The sequence below is a fragment of the Pseudomonas sp. Z3-8 genome (assembly GCF_051131975.1).
Taxonomy (GTDB): domain Bacteria; phylum Pseudomonadota; class Gammaproteobacteria; order Pseudomonadales; family Pseudomonadaceae; genus Aquipseudomonas.
The window spans coordinates 3266291-3284057 of the sequence record NZ_CP071643.1 but is presented as its reverse complement, the minus strand read 5'-3'; the positions used below and the strand labels follow the sequence as shown (position 1 = coordinate 3284057).

The window sequence follows — 17767 nt, the reverse complement described above, 5'->3', positions numbered from 1 at the left end:
ATGAACTCATCAAATTCCATTTCAACGGCGTCGCCGCGTCAGGCAGTTGGCCGGCGCGAAGGGTTGGTGCTGATGCTCGGCAGCAGCCTGACCATCATGGGCTCGGTAATGGTCACGCCGATTCTTCCTCGGCTGGCCGCCGAGTTCGGCCCCATCGAGCCTCGCGCCGATTTACTGGTGCCGCTGGCGATCACCGGGCCGGCCCTGGCAATTGCCCTTTGCGCGCCCCTGGCCGGCTGGTTGGCCGACCGGGTCGGACGCAAGGCCTTGCTGGTGCTGGCGACATTGCTCTACGCCTTGCTCGGCGCGTTGCCGGCAATGCTCGACAACCTGCCGGCGATTGTCGGCGCGCGCTTGCTGTTTGGCTGTGCCGAGGCGGCGGTCATGACCTGTTGCGCGACCTTGATTGCCGACTATTGGCACGGCGAGGAACGCTTGCGCTACGTCAACCGGCAAGTGGTGACCATCGGCCTGGTGGGGGCGCTGTTCTTCGTCGTCGGCGGGGCCCTCGGGGAACATTCGTGGCGCTCGCCGTTCCTGCTGTACCTGCTGCCGTTGTTGCTGGTGCCGGCCATGATGAAAATCCTCTGGGAGCCGCCGGTGGCCAAGCTGCGGACGGTCGACGCGCGCCCCGATGAATCGGCGCCGGGCAAAGTCGCGTTGCTGCAGCTGGTGGTGGGCTACCTGATGATCGTGAGCGGCATGGTCCTGACCTTCGTCATGCCGATCCAGGCCCCCACGCTGTTGGTCGGCCTGGGCGTGACCTCCAGCACTCTGATCGGCCTGGCGGCGGGGTTGAGCCTGTTGGCGACACTCGTTGGCTCGTTGACGTGGCCGTTGCTGCGCCGACGCTTGGGCATTGCCGGTTGCAACGCGCTGTTGCTCGCCCTGATGGGCCTCGGGCTGTGCTTGCTGGTGCGCGCGCAAAGCTACAACGCGGTGCTGTTGGCGGTGTTTGTCCAGGGGTTAGGCGCCGGGTTGCTGGTGCCCAACGTGATGGCGCCGGTGATGAATGCGCTGACCGCCACCACCCGTGGCCGAGGCCTGGGCGGGTTCACCTCGTTTCTCTACATCGGCCAGTTCATCAGTCCGTTGGTGGTGGCATTCGTCGGTGCCTTTGCCGGTGACCTTCGTCAGTCCATCCAATGGCTGGCCTTCGCCAGTCTCGCGGCGGCACTGCTCTGGGTGGCGGTCGGTTTACGCACGCGCGGCCATCGACAGGCGGACGTCGCCGGATCTCGTCAATCGTCATGAACAAGGAATCTGAAACCATGAGTCTGCAAGACATCCACCAATTGATGGACAGCGAAGACGGTACCGCCCTGGCCGAGTGGGTCAGGCGCGGTGAGGTCCAGCCCGGCGAGCTGCTGGAGACGGCTATCGAGCGCCTGGAACGGGTCGAACCGCAGCTTAACGCCGTGGCGGAACGGCTTTACGATTCGGCCCGGGAGGCGGCGCGTGCGCCTCAGGCCGGGCAGGGCCTGTTTGCCGGCGTTCCAACCTTGATCAAGGATCTGTTTTCGCCGGTCCAGGGCGCGGCGATGACCAACGGCTCCCGCTCGCTGGGCGCCTGCCGCGCGGATTTTGAATCGGAAGTGGTGACGCGCCTGAGAAATGCCGGATGCCAGGTGTTGGGGACCAGCACGTCGCCTGAGTTCGGCACGTCTTACTCCACCGAATCGGCGCGCTTCGGCGCCACGCGCAACCCGTGGAATACCGAGCGCAGCGCCGGCGGCTCCAGCGGCGGCGCGGCCGCATTGGTGGCGGCCCGGGTCGTGCCGTTCGCCCACGGCAACGATGGCGGCGGTTCGTTGCGGGTGCCGGCGTCGTGCTGCGGGGTGTTCGGCTTCAAGCCCAGCCGCGGATTGCTGCCGTCGGGGCCGATGATCGGCGAAGGCTGGGCAGGGATGGGCACGCCCCATGCAATCACCCTGTCGGTGCGCGACAGCGCTGCGTTGCTGGATTCCACCGTCGGGATTGATCCGGGCGCGCCGTATGCCGCGCCGCTTCAGGCGCAGCCTTACGTGACGGCGCTGCAGCGCGATCCGAAGCCGTTGCGCATTGCCCTGGTCGAGCAATTCGGCCCCTGGGGCACCTCCGCGCAAAGCCTACAGGCGGTGGGCGAGGTCGCCAGGTTGTGTGAAACCTTGGGCCATCGCGTCGAACCGGTGAGCTTGCCGGTGGTGTTGCCGGAGTTTCTTGATCAGGTCTTCACCATCATTGGTGCGAGTACCCGCCATTACGTCGACCTGCTCGGCCAGATGCGCGGGGCCGCGGTGCAGGCGGAGGAACTGGAAGTGCGCACCCGGATCATCCTGCGCGACAAGGGCAACGTCAGTGGCGCCCAATACGCGGGCGCGGTGGAGTGGATCCATGCCCTCGGTCGCGGGCTAGCGTTGTTCATGGAGAATTACGACGTGATCCTCAGCCCGGTCCTGAGCCGCGAACCGGTACCGATTGGCGAGTTGGACCTGCAAGACGTCTGCATGAGCCTTGAGCAGCTCATCGAACGATTCCACAGCTATTCGCCGTTCACCGCGCTGTTCAATGCCAGCGGCCAGCCGGCGATGTCGGTACCGTTGTCCTGGAGCGCGAACGGCCTGCCGCTGGGCGCGCATTTTGCCGGGCGGTTCGGCGAAGAAAGCACCTTGCTGGCCCTGGCCGCCCAACTGGAACGCGCCCAGCCATGGCGCGGGCGTGTACCGCCGGTCAATGCTCACCGCGGATGAAAACTGCACCCACACCTCATGTGGAAGCTGGGCGGGGATGGTGGGGGCACAGCGGAACCTGTGTGGGAGCGAGCTTGCTCGCGATGGCGTTGTCAGGTTTGACATCATTTATTGACTGACAGTCCGCTATCGCGAGCAGGCTCGCTCCCACAGGTGATGAGTGTCGGGCGGGGATGGTGGCGGCGCGGCGGAACCTGTGTGGGAGCGAGCCTGCTCGCGAAGGCGTTGTCAGGTTCAATATCCTCTTTGACTGAACGTCCGCTATCGCGAGCAAGCTCGCTCCCACAGGTGATGAGTGTCGGGCGGGGATGGTGGCGGCGTGGCGGAGCCTGTGTGGGAGCGAGCTTGCTCGCGATGGCGTTGTCAGGTTTGACATCATTTGTTGACTGAACGTCCGCTTTCGCGAGCAGGCTCGCTCCCACAGGTGATGAGTGTCGGGCGGGGATGGTGGCGGCGCGGCGGAACCTGTGTGGGAGCGAGCCTGCTCGCGAAGGCGTTGTCAGGTTCAATATCCTCTTTGACTGAACGTCCGCTATCGCGAGCAAGCTCGCTCCCACAGGTGGCGAGTGTCGGGCGGGGATGGTGGGGGCACAGCGGAACCTGTGTGGGAGCGAGCTTGCTCGCGATGGCGTCGTCAGGTTCGACATCATTTATTGACTGACAGTCCGCTTTCGCGAGCAGGCTCGCTCCCACAGGTGGTGAGTGTCGGGCGGGGATGGTGGGGGCACAGCGGAACCTGTGTGGGAGCGAGCTTGCTCGCGATGGCGTTTTCAGGTTCGACATCATTTGTTGACTGAACGTCCGCTTTCGCGAGCAGGCTCGCTCCCACAGGGCTTCTGAGCAGCGAGCATGGGGGAATCAGTGCAACCGGAGCTCAATACCGAATCATTACCGACTTCAGCTCTGTGTAGTCATCGATGAACGCGCTGCCGAACTCCCTGCCGATACCCGAAGACTTGCTCCCGCCGAATGGCACGGCGGGGTCGAGCAGGGTGTGCATGTTCACCCAGACGGTGCCGGCTTCAATGGCGGGCACCATGCGCAGGGCCTTGCCCAGGTCGTTGGTCCAAAGGCTGGCGCTCAGCCCGTAGGGCGAGTCGTTCATCAGGTCGAGCAGTTCCTCCTCGGTGTCGTAGGGCAGGAAGGTGGCGATCGGGCCGAAGGTTTCTTCATTGAGCAGCGCATCATCTCGATGGTTGGCGAGGATGATGGTCGGCTCGACATAGCAGCCAGGCCTGTCGATCAGCTTGCCACCATGAACAATCCTGTTGTTCTGTGCCCGCGCCCTGGCGAAATACTCGCCGAGTTTCTGCTGATGCTGACGGTTGGTCACCGGACCGAATTGCGTGGCTTCATCCAGCGGCGAGCCGATGCTGAGCTGACTCAGGCGTTCGGCGAGCTTGCGCATGATCGGTTCGATCTGCGAGCGGTGGACAAAGAACCGCTCGGCCGCCGCGCAAATCTGCCCGGAGTGCAGGAAACCCGCCTCGATGATGCCATTGACCGCCACCTCGGGATCCACATCTGGCAGGAATCCCGCAGCATTCTTGCCACCCAGTTCCAGTGTCGTCCGGGTCAGTCCGGCGCCCATCGCCGCCTGGCCCACGGCGATGCCGGTAGGCACCGAGCCGGTGAACGACACCTTGTTGGTGCCTGGATGCTCGATCAAGCCCTTGCCCACCAGGCCGCCGCCCGTCACCACGTTCAACGCGCCCGCCGGCAGACCGGCCTCCATGGCCAGTTCAGCGATGCGCAGGATAGTCAGGGGAGTGAACTCGCTGGGCTTGATGATAATGCTGCAACCGGTCACCAAGGCCGAGGCGAGTTTCCAGATGGCGATCATCGTCGAAAAATTCCACGGCACGATGCCGACCACCACGCCCACCGGTTCGCGCAGGGTGAACGCCGTGTAGCGTTCGCCGGCGAAGGAGGGCAGCGACGGGGTGATGGTCTGGCCGCTGATCTTGGTCGCCCAGCCGGCGTAGTAACGCAAGAAGTGCGTAGCCTGGTCGACTTCGAAGGCGCGGGAGATATGGATGATCTTGCCGGATTGGCAGGTTTCGATCTGTGCCAGCTCCTCGCGGTGTTGCTCCATCAGGTCCGCCAGTTTCAGCAATACATGCCCGCGGACCGCCGGGGCGGCCTGGGACCACTGCTTGAAACCGCGCCGGGACGACTCGACCGCCGCATCGATATCGCCAGGAACGGCGTCACAGACCTGGGCGATGACCTGGCCCGTGGCCGGGTTGATCACGTCCAGCGTCTGTCGGCTCTGGCTTTCGACATAAGCACCGTCGATGAACAGCGCGTGGTGTCGGCCAAGGAAGGCTTGGACCTCGGGCAGCAGGGCAATATCGCTCATGGGAAGTTCCTGTTCGCAGGCAAGGGAAAGCCCCGAGACTAACCCTTGGGAGGCCGGGCGGGCTTGACCGTGCCTGCCGCGTCGCATGTCTGTGGCTGCCAATTCCGGGGCTGATGCTCAGAACGGAACCGCCACCACCAACTGGCTGTAGACATTGGTGCCGTTGCCACCCACCTGATTGCCTCCGTTGCTGGCGTCTTTCTCTGGCTTGTACAGGCCCAGCAGCGGCGTGATGATCAGGTGCTCACTGGCTGCCCATTCGACGTACAGGTCCAGCTCACGACCGTCGAGGTTCAGCGCTTGAGCGGTGTGCAAGGTCTTGTAGTCGAAAAACAATGCGCCGATCGTCACGGTCTCGGTTGGCTTGAGCTTGAGGCCGACGTGCTGGATGGCCGTGTTGCTGTTGAACGGGCCGGCGTAATTGCCCGCCACTTCGCCTTGGAACCAGGTGCCATAACCTCGGTTCGTGCCGGTGAACATCGAGTCCCAGTTTTTCGAATAACGGCTGTAGCGATAGGTCAGGTCGGGGCTCCAGGGTAGCTCGGTGAAGGTATAACCGGCTTCGGTGTACCAGGCTTTCTGAGGACCGGCGTCCTTGTCTTGCCAGGCGTATTCGAAGGAGAAGTGCGCGTTTTCGATACCGGCATCGCCCGCGCCGCGCAGGCTGTAGATGTCCATGCCGTCGCGTTGTTTCTGCAAGTCACTGGCGTAGTGCTCATCCACATCGATGCCATGGATGTAGGTCAGCCCGAGGGTGCCGGGTGCTGCGGTGTATTCCAAGATGCCGGCGGCCATCTCGGTGTTGGCTTGGGCGCGATTGTCGGACTTGAACCACAACAGGCTCCCATACACGCCGTCCTTGCCGCCCAGGCGCAGCACCGCGGTCTTGTCGAAGGCGTGCCGGGCGGCGAGGTAATAGGCGCCGCCGCGATTGAGTTCGCCATCGGCCACGCCCTTGCCGACGTTCAGGCCGTCGTCGTTGATGATGAAACCGTCGCCAAGGGTAATCACCTGGCGACCGAAGGACAGGTCGACACCATCCTTGCCCAACAGCGGGAACAGATCGCCGGAGCGCCAACCGGCGAAGGCCTCGTCGAATTTCGTGGTGCGTTCGGAACCGTCGCTCAGGCCCGCCGCATCGCCATCGCCCCAGGTGCCGGAGCTGACCAGGTTGGCGGTCCCGTAGAGGTTTGCGCGGCCGTCGAGTGTCTGCTCGATACTCAGGCCATACTTGATGAAACCTTCGCGCCAGCTCGAACCGCCGGCGCTGCCGTCGTAGTTCTTGCGGCTGTTGAACAGGCCGTAGACCGCGAGGAAGTTGCCGGTGACGGTGGTGTCATCGTCGGCATAAAGCTCGAAGGCCTGGGCCGATGAGCCTGCCGCCAGCAAGGCGATGCCCAGGCCGATGGCCTGGCGTGGCAGGCGTGATTGACGAGTGTGCTGCATGGTGTTTCCCCCAGTGCGATAGAACAGCGGAGCGCGCATTAGGGAGAGCCTGGGCTGCGAAGTCTTTCACCAGCCTGCCAAGGTATTGATCCTGGCCGCCATGGCTGTGGCAGTGGCAGGCAGCTACAAGACCGGCGGCAGGCATGGGCAAGACGCTCGGGGCGAGGCGGCGCACAGTGATCCTGCACGCAACGCCGTTTTAATCAGGGACTGGCTGGGGAAGGCTTGAACGCCGGTGCCCGGACGGCGGTAGCAACCATACTAAAAGTCCGTTTTTCGAGGATCCGCACCATGTCGATCAATGACAGGCTCACCGAGCATCTGAACCGGGGTACGGTGGGTTTTCCCACTGCGTTGGCCAGCACCATTGGCCTGATCATGGCCAGCCCGGTCATCCTGACCGCCACCATGGGGTTCGGCATCGGTGGCAGCGCCTTCGCCATGGCGATGCTGATCGCGGTGGTGATGATGCTGGCCCAGGCGACGACGTTCGCCGAAGCCGCATCGATCTTGCCGACCACCGGCTCGGTCTACGATTACATCAACTGCGGCATGGGGCGCTTCTTCGCGATTACCGGCACTTTGTCGGCGTACCTGATCGTCCATGTCTTTGCCGGAACGGCGGAAACCATCCTGGCCGGGGTCATGGCCCTGGTGAATTTCGAACACCTCAATACCCTGGTCGAATCGGCCGGCGGTTCCTGGCTGCTGGGCGTGGGTTTCGTGGTGGTGTTTGGTGTACTCAATGCATTCGGCGTCAGTGCTTTTGGCCGGGCCGAAATCATCCTGACCTTCGGCATGTGGACGACCCTGATGGTGTTCGGCGTGTTGGGGCTGATCGCCGCGCCAGCGGTAGAACTTGAGGGCTGGTTCGGCGCGTCCGTGGTCGGGACCGACCTGGTCACGGTGCTGTCGCTGGTGGGCATGGCAATGTTCATGTTCGTCGGGTGCGAATTCGTCACGCCACTGGCGCCGGACCTGCGCCAGTCAGCCAGGACCATGCCGAGAGCGATGATGCTGGGCCTGTTCAGCGTCGCGGCCTGCATGTTCATCTATGGCGCGGCGATGAAGCGCCAGGTGGAAAACGTGCTGCTCGATGCCACCAGCGGCGTGCACCTGCTGGACACGCCCATGGCAATTCCGCGCTTCGCCGAGCAGGTGATGGGCGACATCGGGCCGATGTGGCTGGGGATCGGCTTCCTGTTTGCCGGCGCCGCGACCATCAATACGCTGATGGCCGGCGTACCGCGCATTCTCTACGGCATGGCGGTGGATGGCGCGCTGCCCAAGGTCTTCACTTACCTGCATCCCCGTTTCAAGACGCCGTTGCTGTGCATCCTGGTGGCGATGCTGATCCCTTGCCTGCATGCGCTGTGGCTCGGCGGCAACACCGATAACATCATGCATCTGGTACTGGCGGCGGTGTGCGCCTGGAGTTTTGCCTATCTGCTGGTGACGATTTCGGTGATCAGCCTGCGCGTCCGCCGTCCCGATCTGCCCCGGGCCTACCGCTCGCCGTTTTTCCCGCTGCCACAGATCCTGTCCAGCGTCGGCATCGTCCTGGGCATGTGGTTCATCACGCCGCCGGGCATGAATCCGGCGGACATTTATGTGCCCTTCGCCGTGATGCTTGGCGGTACCGCGGCCTACGCCCTGTTCTGGACCCTGGTGGTGCAGAAGGTCAATCCATTCAAGCCGGCGACCGTCGAAGACGTGCTGGCCAAGGAGTTTTCCCATGAGCCAGGGCAACCTGTCGGCGAGTTTATCGAGCCTGCTGCAAAAGCTGTCTGAGCTGTTTAGCGCCCGTCGCGCCCCGGCCGGTTATCGACCCGGGGTAACGCTGGAGCATTTGCGACGCAACCTCGCACTGGCGCGGTTTGAGGTGTCGATGCCGGGGGCGGCGACGGTGGTCACCGACGATGGCGGCCTGCAACTGGAGATCGTCGAACGCACCGAGTCGCAGTTGTTGATGCACGTGGTAACGACCGAGTTCGTGTTGCACGTGCCTGCGTCGAGAGAGGGCAACGCGCGCCTGCAATTGCACCACGGCGGAGCCATTCGGCGCAGCGGCATTCGTTGCCGCCAGTTGAAGGGAGATGACGCGTTGTCGGTTCGGCTGCGGACGGCCATCGAAGGTGATCGTGCGCTTTACGCCGCCCTGATGCCGCTGGACTTCAAGCGCCTGGACATCGAATTGCAAGGCCGGCAATGGTCTGTGCGACTGGAGCATGTGGGCGGCAGCGAGGTGGTCAACCGGATGCCCGCGTTCCGCCGCTACATCGCGCTGAGCCCATTGCAGCGCGAGGCCTTGTTCGCAACGCTGGGTGGGCTGCGGAGGGTACTCTCGACATTCTGAGTTTTCGTTTTGCCTGGCATCATTCCTGCTACTGCTCTGGCGATCAGGTACTTGTTGCGTGCATTTAGATAACATGTTAACTATTGCCGCACAAAAACAATAAGCCATTGTGGAGAGCGCCATGAGCATGCAACAGGCTGGGCAAGGCGGGCTGGACACCTGGAATCGGGACCTGCGTGCGACATGCGGCCATTTCGAGACGGAGCTGGCCTTCAATCGCGCGTTGTTCATTGGCGAAGTGTCGACCTTTCAGCGCGGCGGCCTCTCACTCGCCAACCTGCGCACCAATGCCGGTTCCATCAGGCGCCAGCTATGCAAACCGGATCACGATAATGACCAGGACTGTTTCCTGGTCAGCCAGCGCAGCGGTTATTCGCGTATCACCCAAAATGGCACGAGTATCCAGCTGGCTCCCGGCGAGCTGTTGCTGATGGATTCGGTGGGCTCCCTTGAAATCAGCCCGTTCGGCCTGATCGAGCATGCCGTGTTGTCGTTATCTCGGCGCGACGTCGCCAGGCGACTGGGCGGGGACAGCAAAACCTTCGGCAAGATTTCTTCAAGCAAGGCTTGCGGAAGAATGCTGCATGTATTGGTGGACCAGCTCTGCAAGGACACCCCGGACGGCGAAAGCAGCGCCGGGGAGGGCGAAGCCCTGCAAAACGCCTTTGTCTCGCTGTTGGGATCGGCGCTGGAGCATGAAACCGACCTGTGCGGCGACAGCGTCGGATTGCAAGGCAGTCATCTGCGCAGCTACGTACAGAAAGTCATTGATGAATGCCTGACCCAACCCGGTCTCAGCCCGGTCGGCCTGGCCAATCGCTTGAACATCTCGGTGCGACACCTGTACCGCTTGTTCGAAGAGCAGGATGACAGCGTGTGCCGCTACATCCAGCGCGCCCGCCTCAAGCGCAGCGCCGATGACTTGGCCAATCCTTTCTTGCGGGACGAGTCGATCACCTCGATTGCCTACAAATGGGGCTTCACCGATTCGGCGCACTTCAGCCGTTCGTTCAAGAAACAATTCGAACAGTCGCCCAAGGCGTTCCGCTCCAGCCAGTTGCAGCAGGCGCAAGGGGTGGCCTGACCCACCGCCTTCGCGAGCAGGCTCGCTCCCACAGTTGACTGGGTTGGCTCTGGATCTGGTGATCAGCACAAAACAGTGTGGGAGCGGGTGGACCCCGGATCAGGTGAACGACACAAAACAGTGTGGGAGCGAGCCTGCTCGCGAAGGCGGCGGTTGATTCGGCAACGATGCCAGCTGACCCACCGCTATCGCGAACAGGGCTCAAACCTCCGGCAAGGTTGAGCCGCCATCGACGATCAGGGTCTGGCCGGTGACGTAGGCGGCCAAGTCCGAGGCCAGGAACAGCATGGCTCCGGCGATGTCCGACGGTTTGCCGAGTCGCCCCAGCGGTACTCGGCGGGCGATGTCGTGGTTGACTTGGGCGTCCCCCAGGTTGGCCATGGCCGCTGTTGCAATCATCCCCGGTTCGACGCCATTGACGCGGATATTTTCCGCCGCCAGCTCCAGCGCCGCATTGCGGATGAAGCCGTTGACCCCGGCCTTGGACGCCGCATAGTGGCTGAGGCCCGGGTAGGCTACGCGCGGGCCGGTCACCGAAGAGGTCACCAGCACGCAGCCCTGACCCTGGCGACGGAACATCGGCAGTGCGGCCTGGGTCAGCCAGAACAACGCTGACAGATTCACCGCCAGCGTTCGCTCCAGCACCGCTGGCGTGATTTCGGCGAAGGGCGTCAGGGGGAAATAGCCGGCGTTGTGCACCAGCACATCCAGCCTGCCGGTGCGTTGTTCCAGCTCGGCGATCATTTGCGTAATGGCCGTGGCGTCGGCCAGGTCGGCGCCCATGGCATCCACCGGGTAACCGCTGGCGCGCAGGTCGCTGGATACAGCCTCGGCCCCCGCCAGGTCCAGGTCGGCAATGACCACTCGCGCCCCACGCCAGGCAAACCCTTCGACGATGGCCCGGCCGATGCCTTGCGCGCCGCCGGTCACCAGCACTGTCTTGCCGGAGAAATGCAGATCATCAGGCATTTGCTTGCTCCATTCGGCTGAAGGCTAGTGTCGGCACATCGACGATGCTGGATCCGCCATCGGCCACCAGCGTCGCGCCGGTGATGATCGAAGCATCCGCCGAGGCCAGGAAACGACAGACCCGGGCGATTTCCTCGGCGCTGGCGGGCCTGCCCAATGGCACATCGGCGCAGACCCGGGCATAGGCCTGTTGCAGATTCTCACCGTGGAACTGCATCAAGGCCTGCATCTCTTCGTCGGCCATCGGCGTGCGTACCCAACCAGGGCAAACCGCGTTGACGCGCACACCGCGTGGTCCGTAGTCCCGCGCCAGCGAGCGATTGAGGCCGAGCAGCGCATGTTTGGCGGTGGTGTAGCCGCAGACCTGCGGTCCGGCTGCCAGGGAGGCGATGGAGGCGACGAACACGATATTGCCGGCGCTCTCCATCAGCAGCGGCAGGCAGGCACGAGCGCTGTAAAAGGCGCTGTCCAGGTTGCTGCGTAGCGCCGCTTCCCATGCCGACGGGCTGGTGCCGGTGGCGCTGCCCTGGCCCAGCCCGCCGGCGCAAGCCAGCAGCACGTCAAGTCGGCCAAAGCGTTGGCGTATCTGTGCGACGAAACCGTCCCACGTTGCCGGGCACGCGGCGTCGCCCACCAGCACCAGGCCGCCGATTTCCTCTGACAGTTGCTCCAGCGGCTCGCGGCGCCGGCCGATCAGCACCAGGTTGGCGCCCTCGGCGGCGTACAGGCGGGCGCAAGCGGCACCGATGCCGGTGCCGGCACCCGTGATCACCACAGTGCTTGGCTCAGGCATCGGGATACTCCGTCTGGTTGAGCACCTGGCAATAGGAGCTGACCGGGAAGTTCGAGAACGCGTCGAAGGATGCGCCGGCGTAACCGAAAATCTTGCCGTCACTGCGGTGCTGCTGCAGGTCGATCAGCACCAGGCCCAGGGTCGGGATGATCTTCTCCCGCCAGACGAACAGGTACAGCTGATCGGCAATCTTGTAGGTGTCGCAGCGGTCGGTGTCGCACAGGCCTTGTTCAACGCCCTTGAGGCACTGCCAGGAATAGAACCGCTGGTTGAGGTAGATGTGTTCGTAGACTTCACTCGGGCTGTAGCGATACAGGTTGCGCAGCCCCACCAGTTCGCTCGTCGGTGCGTGAGGGCAGAGGCCCGGTTGCCATGGACGATCCAGCGTGCCGTGGAGGAACTCGACTTCCACCGACGTCAATGGTTTGCCGGCCAATGCACGACTGTAGAGGCCTTCGCGCGTTTGCGCCTCGGCGGGCATGCGCCCGATCACGGCGGTGAACGCAGCACTGACGGTATCGAGCACCAGGCTCACCGACCACGTCTGGCCATCTTCGCGCTTGATGAAATCGACGAGGTACAGGCCCGGACGCACCGAAGTGGCTCGATACGGCGCGGTGCCGGTGGAATGCCCGTCGGCTGCTTTCCAGCTCAGCGCGTCCTGTTCGAAGCGATGTTCGATCTGCCAGCCATTGGCAAAGTGCAGGGTAAAGGTCTTGCCGTCCAGGTCCGCGAGGTTCGGCAGGATGAAGGCTTCGGGGGCAAAGCCATCGGCCAGGGCGCCGACGGTGATCCAGTCTGAAGAAGTACTCATTGCAAGGCTCCGGTGGTTGAATGTGCCACTCGGATCATGGCGCCTGGCAGAGCGTCGGCCTATCAACCAAAGGGTTGAGCAAAGCTCTTGTGGCGAGGGAGCTTGCTCCCTCGCCACGGGGCGGTGCCACAGGCTCGGTGTTACAGGAAAAGGCTGCTGACCAGCTCGGTACGATTGCTCACGCCGGTCTTGCGGAACAGGTTGATCAGGTGGGTCTTGACCGTCGGCAGGCCGATGTCGAGTGCTCGGGCCAGTTGTTTGTTACTGGCGCCCTCGCGCAGCATCAGCGCAATCTGCCGCTCCTTGGGCGTCAGCTGGCTGAGACCGTCGTCCGCGCAGGGCAACTGGGCCACCGCAAGGTGCAGCAATGTTTGCAGCGCGCTGAGCTGGCTCAATTGCTGGCCGGTGAACGCGCCTTGTTCGGCGGTGCGCAGCATTGAAATCGCCGCTTGCGGCTGGCCGGCGCGGTGGACGAACACTTCCACGACATCCACCACGCCATAGCGCTGCAGGAAACGCTGGTAGCGATGATTGTCGCGGATCGGTTGGCGGGCCATGGCCAGGCTCAGCGGGACGACGCTCGGACTGGAGAGACAGTTTCGCGGGCGCAGCGGATCGAACGCGCAGTAATGGTCGAGATAGTCCTGGTGCATCTCGCCACTCATGCCGTGCAAGCTGAAGTCGTAGGCTTGCAAATGCCGGTCTACGCGATAGAACGCCGCCAGGCTGGCGGGAATGAGTTGCGTGAAGGCGTTCAGGCAATGACTTGGGATGTCTTGTGCAGCGATGACATTCATTTTCCAGACTCCGCCAGGAGGCTGCCGACGGGGGCCGGCAGCCGGAATCGGTCAGGCTACCGCGAAGTAGTGTTTCACGAAACTTTCGCTGACCACTTCCCACAGGACGGGCGTGCCCTTGGTCACGAACCAGCTGTCGCCGGCCTTGTAGCGGGTGCTCTGGCCGCTGGCTTCGTCGGTGAGGACCACTTCGCCAGTGACCACGGTGGCCTGTTCGGCGAACGGATAGACCATGCGGAACTTGCCTTGTGTGGTGCCGAAGTAGGCGCTGCTGACCGGGTCGGTGGGCGCACCGAAGGTCATCTTGCCGAAGGCTTTGACTTCGCCTTCGAGAATCTGCGAACCGAGGTCGGCAACGGTGCCCCAGGCGTCCAGGTCGGACAGTTGGATGTTTTTTTCGAGGGTGGTAAGCGGCATGGGATATCTCCTGATAAAGGTCGTGGTGTAAGTTCAATCCGGGTCAAGCGTGCCCTCTGTGGGAGCGAGCCTGCTCGCGAAAGCGTTGAGTCAGGCAACATCAATGTCGACTGTCGTACCGTCTTCGCGAGCAGGCTCGCTCCCACAGTGGCTGTATCAGGGTGTTGTCAACGACGACCATTCCAGTAACCCGACAACTGATGCCAGGACTTGCCGGCGGTCAGCAATAGCGGACGGATCGCGTCCTTGCCGATGATGGTCGGACGGTTGATCGAGCTGACCAGGTCGTAGCGCGCCGAGCCTTCGCTCATGCCTTCGGCCAGCACCTTGCAGATGATGTGGCTCGGCGTGACGCCAAAACCCGAGTAGCCCTGGACGAAAAACGCATTGCTGCGACCGGGCAGGGTGCCGACCTGGGGGAACAGGTTCGGACTGCACGCCATGGGGCCGCCCCAGGCCAGGTCGATCTTCACATCCTTCAGGTAAGGGAAAATCTTCAGCATCAGGCGCCGGTTCCACGCCTTCAGATCCTGCGGGATATGCTCGACCAACGGCGTTGCCGCGCCGAACAGCAGGCGGTTCTCGTTGGTAACGCGGTAGTAGTCGATCACCGGCCGGATGTCGCTGTAGGCGCCGCGAATCGGGCTGATGCGCTGGATCAGCTCATCCGACAGCGGCTCGGTCATCATCTGGAACGCGTAGGTGTTGATGGTCGAGCGATGCAGCTCCGGTTCCAGCTTGTTCAGGAAGCTGTCGCAGGCCCACAACAGCTTGCTGGCCCTGACCGAGCCACGGCCGGTGCGCACGGTGATGCGTTCGCCATAACTGACCTCCAGCGCCGGGCTGTTCTCGAAGATCCGCACGCCGTGGCTGACGAGTGCCTTGGCTTCGCCCAACAGCAGGTTCAGCGAGTGCACATGCCCACCGCCCATGTGCAGCAATGCGCTGCCGTACGCGTTGGAGCCAATGATCTGCTGGACGTCGGAGCCGCCGAGAAAGCGGATCTCGTGCTTGCTGTTGATCGACTTGAAATCTTTTTCCCAAGCCCGCAGGGTCTTTTCCTGGCGGGCGTTGAAACCCATGTAGCCATAGCCATGGCAGAAGTCCGCATCGATATCGTACTTGGCAATGCGGTCCTTGATGATGTCGGCGCCCAGGTCGCTGATTTCGAAGACCTGGCGCAGACCCTCTTCACCGACGTCCTTCTTGATTTTTTCCAGGTCATGACCAATGCCGGCCATGATCTGGCCGCCGTTGCGTCCGGTGCCGCCGAAGCCCAGGTAACGCGCCTCCAGCACCACGATGTTGGTAATGCCTTTCTCCGCCAGCTCCAACGCGGTGTTGATGCCGGAGAAACCGCCACCGATGACCACAACGTCGGCTTCCACGTCCTGTTCCAGGGTCGCAAAACTGAGGTTGTACTTCTTGGTGGCCGTGTAATAGGTGGGCGTTTCGATATTGATCATGACGCAACCTGACAAAGTGAAGGAAAGCTCCGCTTGCAGGGCCTGAGCCAGGCGCTGCGAGGGATGGCTCTATTAAGGGGCCTGGCGGGGGCGGCTGTCTTGATCATCCGTGCCGGTTATTTGACCGAGCGCGCCATCGCGGTATCGCGCACCATGAAAAGTACAATCTTGGATCTGGAAGGTGCATTTTTCAGCGGCTCCGGTGAACCCATACTGGACCGGCCTTAATCATTGATCCCGCTGTTTGTGCAACCGCCTGGCCGGCGGGCAAGGGCGGGATCGGCAGACGCCAGATAATAAAAGAGCCCGTCCATGAAAAAGCCAAACCCGCTGCTCGAAGACCTCAAGCCAATCCTGCCGCTCATCGCCGCCAACGCCTTCCAGGCCGAGAAGGACCGTACCGTTCCCGCCGAAAATATTGCCCTGCTCAAGAGCATAGGCATGCACCGGGCGTTCCAGCCGAAAAAATATGGCGGCATGGAAATCTCGCTGCCGCAGTTCGCCGATTGCATCGCCCTGCTGGCCGGCGCGTGCGCAAGCACCGCCTGGGCCATGAGCCTGTTGTGCACCCACAGTCATCAGTTGGCATTGTTTCCGGCCCAGACCCAGGAGGAGGTCTGGGGTGACGACCCCGACGCCACCGCCAGCAGCAGCATCGCGCCTTTCGGCCGCACCGAGGAAGTCGAGGGCGGCGTGACGTTCAGCGGCGAAATGGGCTGGAGCAGCGGTTGCGACCACGCCGAATGGGCCATTGTCGGTTTCCGCCGAAAGAATGCCGAAGGCACCCAGGATTACTGCTTTGCGGTGTTGCCTCGCCGCGATTATGAGATCCGCGATGACTGGTACGCGGTTGGCATGCGCGGCAGCGGCAGCAAGACCCTGATCATCAATAACGCCTTTGTGCCGGAACACCGGATCCAGAAAGCCAAGGACATGATGGAAGGCAAGTCCGGCGGCTTTGGCCTGTACCCCGACAGCAAGATTTTCTACGCGCCGTATCGTCCGTATTTCGCCAGCGGCTTCTCTACCGTCAGCCTCGGCGTCGCCGAACGCATGCTGGAGGTCTTTCGCGAGAAGACCCGGACCCGCGTGCGGGCCTACACCGGTGCTGCGGTCGGCGCCGCCACGCCAGCGCTGATGCGCCTGGCCGAGTCCACCCACCAGGTGGCCGCGGCTCGGGCTTTCCTCGAAAAAACCTGGGAAGACCACGCCGAGCACAGCGAGCGGCATCAATACCCGAGCCGCGAGACCCTGGCGTTCTGGCGGACCAACCAGGGTTATGCGACCAGGATGTGCATCCAGGCGGTGGATCGCCTGATGGAAGCCGCGGGCGGCGGCGCGTGGTTCGAAACCAATGAACTGCAACGGCTGTTCCGCGACGCGCACCTGACCGGCGCCCATGCCTACACCGACTATGACGTCTGCGCGCAGATCCTGGGCCGGGAATTGATGGGTCTTGAGCCCGATCCCAGCATGGTCTGATCGTCTGCCCGGCAAACCCGGTTCCAATAACAACAATCGAGGCCGTCGACTGAGGCGGCCGGGAGTCTTGCATGTCCGATATCTGTGAAACTGCTTTCGACACCCGCGCGTTCCGCCGGGCCCTGGGCAACTTTGCCACCGGCGTGACCGTGGTCACCGCCGCGACCGAGGATGGGCGCAAGGTCGGCGTGACGGCCAACAGCTTCAATTCGGTATCCCTCGACCCGCCGCTGATTCTCTGGAGCATCGACAAGCGTTCCAGCAGCCACGGTGTATTCGAAGCCGCGAGCCATTTCGCCGTCAACGTGCTGGCCGCCGACCAGATCGACCTGTCGAACAACTTCGCCCGGCCCAAGGATGACCGCTTCGCCGAAATCCAGTTCGAGGCCGGCGAAGGGGGCGCGCCGGTATTCATCGATTGCTCGGCGCGTTTCCATTGCGAGAAGTTCCAGCAGGTCGATGGCGGTGATCATTGGATCATGATCGGCAAAGTCGTCGCGTTCGATGATTTCGGGCGCTCGCCGTTGCTCTACCATCAGGGCGCCTATTCGATGGTCCTGCCGCATACGCGCATGACCCAGCGCGGCGAAGGCCAGCCGCCGAGCAGTCATTTCCAGGGTCGCTTGAGTCATAACCTGTATTACCTGATGACCCAGGCTCTACGGGCCTACCAGGCCAGTTACCAGCCGCGCCAGTTGTCCACCGGACTGCGCACCAGCGAGGCACGGATGTTGATGGTGCTGGAGAACGACGCCGGCCTGAACATGGCCGATCTGCAGCGCGAAGTGGCGATGCCGGTGCGTGAGATCGAAGAGGCGGTGGCCAATCTGCGGCGCAAGGGGCTGGTCACCGATGAAGGCGATCGGGTGCGCCTTACCGTCAAGGGCATCGATGAAACCGAAGGTCTCTGGGCGATTGCCAAGGAGCAGCAGGAAAAGGTGTTCGGCCAGTTCAGCGATGAACAACTCGAGAGTTTCAAGACGGTGCTCAAGGGCATCATCCAGGGCGCCTGAGCTGCACCGGGCCAAAAGCCCGGCACAGTCGCGGCGGCG

At 63.0% G+C, this 17767-nt stretch carries 15 protein-coding genes; 7 read left to right on the top strand and 8 right to left on the bottom strand.

What is annotated here, in order from left to right; genetic code table 11:
• A complete protein-coding gene (locus J3P94_RS14990; protein ID WP_434568578.1) occupies positions 1-1254 on the top strand; it encodes an MFS transporter in 1254 nt (417 codons plus the stop codon).
• Between the two features lie 17 nt (positions 1255-1271).
• Positions 1272-2729, top strand: a complete 1458-nt coding sequence (locus J3P94_RS14985) for an amidase (protein WP_434568577.1) — start codon at positions 1272-1274, stop codon at positions 2727-2729.
• An 874-nt stretch (positions 2730-3603) separates the two neighbouring features.
• On the opposite strand, the gene J3P94_RS14980 is transcribed toward J3P94_RS14985, so the two are convergent.
• Positions 3604-5091, bottom strand: coding sequence for an aldehyde dehydrogenase family protein (locus J3P94_RS14980; RefSeq protein WP_434568576.1), 1488 nt, complete (start codon positions 5089-5091; stop codon positions 3604-3606).
• A gap of 117 nt (positions 5092-5208) precedes the next feature.
• The gene (locus J3P94_RS14975) at positions 5209-6537 is read right to left on the bottom strand and encodes an alginate export family protein (RefSeq protein ID WP_434568575.1); all 1329 of its coding nucleotides are present in this window, start codon (positions 6535-6537) and stop codon (positions 5209-5211) included.
• 291 nt (positions 6538-6828) lie between these two features.
• Here J3P94_RS14975 and J3P94_RS14970 point away from each other — a divergent pair, with 291 nt between their 5' ends.
• The 3 genes from J3P94_RS14970 (at position 6829) to feaR (ending at position 9977) form a co-directional block, all read left to right on the top strand.
• On the top strand, positions 6829-8328 hold the full coding sequence (locus J3P94_RS14970) for an APC family permease (protein ID WP_434568574.1): 1500 nt from the start codon (positions 6829-6831) through the stop codon (positions 8326-8328).
• Positions 8273-8893, top strand: a complete 621-nt coding sequence (locus J3P94_RS14965) for a DUF3156 family protein (RefSeq protein WP_434568573.1) — start codon at positions 8273-8275, stop codon at positions 8891-8893. Before J3P94_RS14970 ends, J3P94_RS14965 begins: the two co-directional genes overlap by 56 nt.
• A gap of 121 nt (positions 8894-9014) precedes the next feature.
• Entirely contained in the window at positions 9015-9977 is a 963-nt protein-coding gene (gene feaR, locus J3P94_RS14960) for a transcriptional regulator FeaR (RefSeq protein WP_434568572.1), read from the top strand.
• 201 nt (positions 9978-10178) lie between these two features.
• Here the strand turns inward: feaR and J3P94_RS14955 are convergent, their stop codons facing one another.
• The 6 genes from J3P94_RS14955 to J3P94_RS14930 form a co-directional block, all read right to left on the bottom strand.
• Positions 10179-10946, bottom strand: coding sequence for an SDR family oxidoreductase (locus J3P94_RS14955; RefSeq protein WP_434568571.1), 768 nt, complete (start codon positions 10944-10946; stop codon positions 10179-10181).
• Positions 10939-11739 (bottom strand): SDR family NAD(P)-dependent oxidoreductase, encoded by an 801-nt coding sequence (locus tag J3P94_RS14950; protein WP_434568570.1) that lies wholly within the window; start codon positions 11737-11739, stop codon positions 10939-10941. Before J3P94_RS14950 ends, J3P94_RS14955 begins: the two co-directional genes overlap by 8 nt.
• A complete protein-coding gene (locus J3P94_RS14945; protein WP_434568569.1) occupies positions 11732-12553 on the bottom strand; it encodes a molybdenum cofactor biosynthesis F family protein in 822 nt (273 codons plus the stop codon). The genes J3P94_RS14950 and J3P94_RS14945 overlap by 8 nt, the downstream gene beginning before the upstream one ends.
• Positions 12554-12693: 140 nt before the next feature.
• Entirely contained in the window at positions 12694-13350 is a 657-nt protein-coding gene (locus tag J3P94_RS14940) for a helix-turn-helix transcriptional regulator (protein ID WP_434568568.1), read from the bottom strand.
• Positions 13351-13401: 51 nt separating this feature from the next.
• Entirely contained in the window at positions 13402-13767 is a 366-nt protein-coding gene (locus J3P94_RS14935; RefSeq protein ID WP_434568567.1) for a cupin domain-containing protein, read from the bottom strand.
• A 167-nt stretch (positions 13768-13934) separates the two neighbouring features.
• Entirely contained in the window at positions 13935-15233 is a 1299-nt protein-coding gene (locus J3P94_RS14930; protein ID WP_434568566.1) for an NAD(P)/FAD-dependent oxidoreductase, read from the bottom strand.
• A 312-nt stretch (positions 15234-15545) separates the two neighbouring features.
• Here J3P94_RS14930 and J3P94_RS14925 point away from each other — a divergent pair, with 312 nt between their 5' ends.
• Positions 15546-16715, top strand: a complete 1170-nt coding sequence (locus J3P94_RS14925; RefSeq protein ID WP_434568565.1) for a p-hydroxyphenylacetate 3-hydroxylase oxygenase component — start codon at positions 15546-15548, stop codon at positions 16713-16715.
• A gap of 71 nt (positions 16716-16786) precedes the next feature.
• On the top strand, positions 16787-17728 hold the full coding sequence (locus tag J3P94_RS14920) for a p-hydroxyphenylacetate 3-hydroxylase reductase component (RefSeq protein WP_434568564.1): 942 nt from the start codon (positions 16787-16789) through the stop codon (positions 17726-17728).
• Positions 17729-17767 lie beyond the last annotated feature (39 nt).

What these genes read in the sequence shown, in the direction of transcription:
- J3P94_RS14985 (WP_434568577.1), top strand. Translation starts at nt 1,272, where the DNA reads ATGAGTCTGCAAGACATCCACCAATTGATGGACAGCGAAGACGGTACC.
- feaR (WP_434568572.1), top strand. Translation starts at nt 9,015, where the DNA reads ATGAGCATGCAACAGGCTGGGCAAGGCGGGCTGGACACCTGGAATCGG.
- J3P94_RS14940 (WP_434568568.1), bottom strand. Translation starts at nt 13,350, where the DNA reads ATGAATGTCATCGCTGCACAAGACATCCCAAGTCATTGCCTGAACGCC.
- J3P94_RS14970 (WP_434568574.1), top strand. Translation starts at nt 6,829, where the DNA reads ATGTCGATCAATGACAGGCTCACCGAGCATCTGAACCGGGGTACGGTG.
- J3P94_RS14930 (WP_434568566.1), bottom strand. Translation starts at nt 15,233, where the DNA reads ATGATCAATATCGAAACGCCCACCTATTACACGGCCACCAAGAAGTAC.
- J3P94_RS14965 (WP_434568573.1), top strand. Translation starts at nt 8,273, where the DNA reads ATGAGCCAGGGCAACCTGTCGGCGAGTTTATCGAGCCTGCTGCAAAAG.
- J3P94_RS14980 (WP_434568576.1), bottom strand. Translation starts at nt 5,091, where the DNA reads ATGAGCGATATTGCCCTGCTGCCCGAGGTCCAAGCCTTCCTTGGCCGA.
- J3P94_RS14955 (WP_434568571.1), bottom strand. Translation starts at nt 10,946, where the DNA reads ATGCCTGATGATCTGCATTTCTCCGGCAAGACAGTGCTGGTGACCGGC.
- J3P94_RS14950 (WP_434568570.1), bottom strand. Translation starts at nt 11,739, where the DNA reads ATGCCTGAGCCAAGCACTGTGGTGATCACGGGTGCCGGCACCGGCATC.
- J3P94_RS14920 (WP_434568564.1), top strand. Translation starts at nt 16,787, where the DNA reads ATGTCCGATATCTGTGAAACTGCTTTCGACACCCGCGCGTTCCGCCGG.
- J3P94_RS14945 (WP_434568569.1), bottom strand. Translation starts at nt 12,553, where the DNA reads ATGAGTACTTCTTCAGACTGGATCACCGTCGGCGCCCTGGCCGATGGC.
- J3P94_RS14975 (WP_434568575.1), bottom strand. Translation starts at nt 6,537, where the DNA reads ATGCAGCACACTCGTCAATCACGCCTGCCACGCCAGGCCATCGGCCTG.
- J3P94_RS14925 (WP_434568565.1), top strand. Translation starts at nt 15,546, where the DNA reads ATGAAAAAGCCAAACCCGCTGCTCGAAGACCTCAAGCCAATCCTGCCG.
- J3P94_RS14990 (WP_434568578.1), top strand. Translation starts at nt 1, where the DNA reads ATGAACTCATCAAATTCCATTTCAACGGCGTCGCCGCGTCAGGCAGTT.
- J3P94_RS14935 (WP_434568567.1), bottom strand. Translation starts at nt 13,767, where the DNA reads ATGCCGCTTACCACCCTCGAAAAAAACATCCAACTGTCCGACCTGGAC.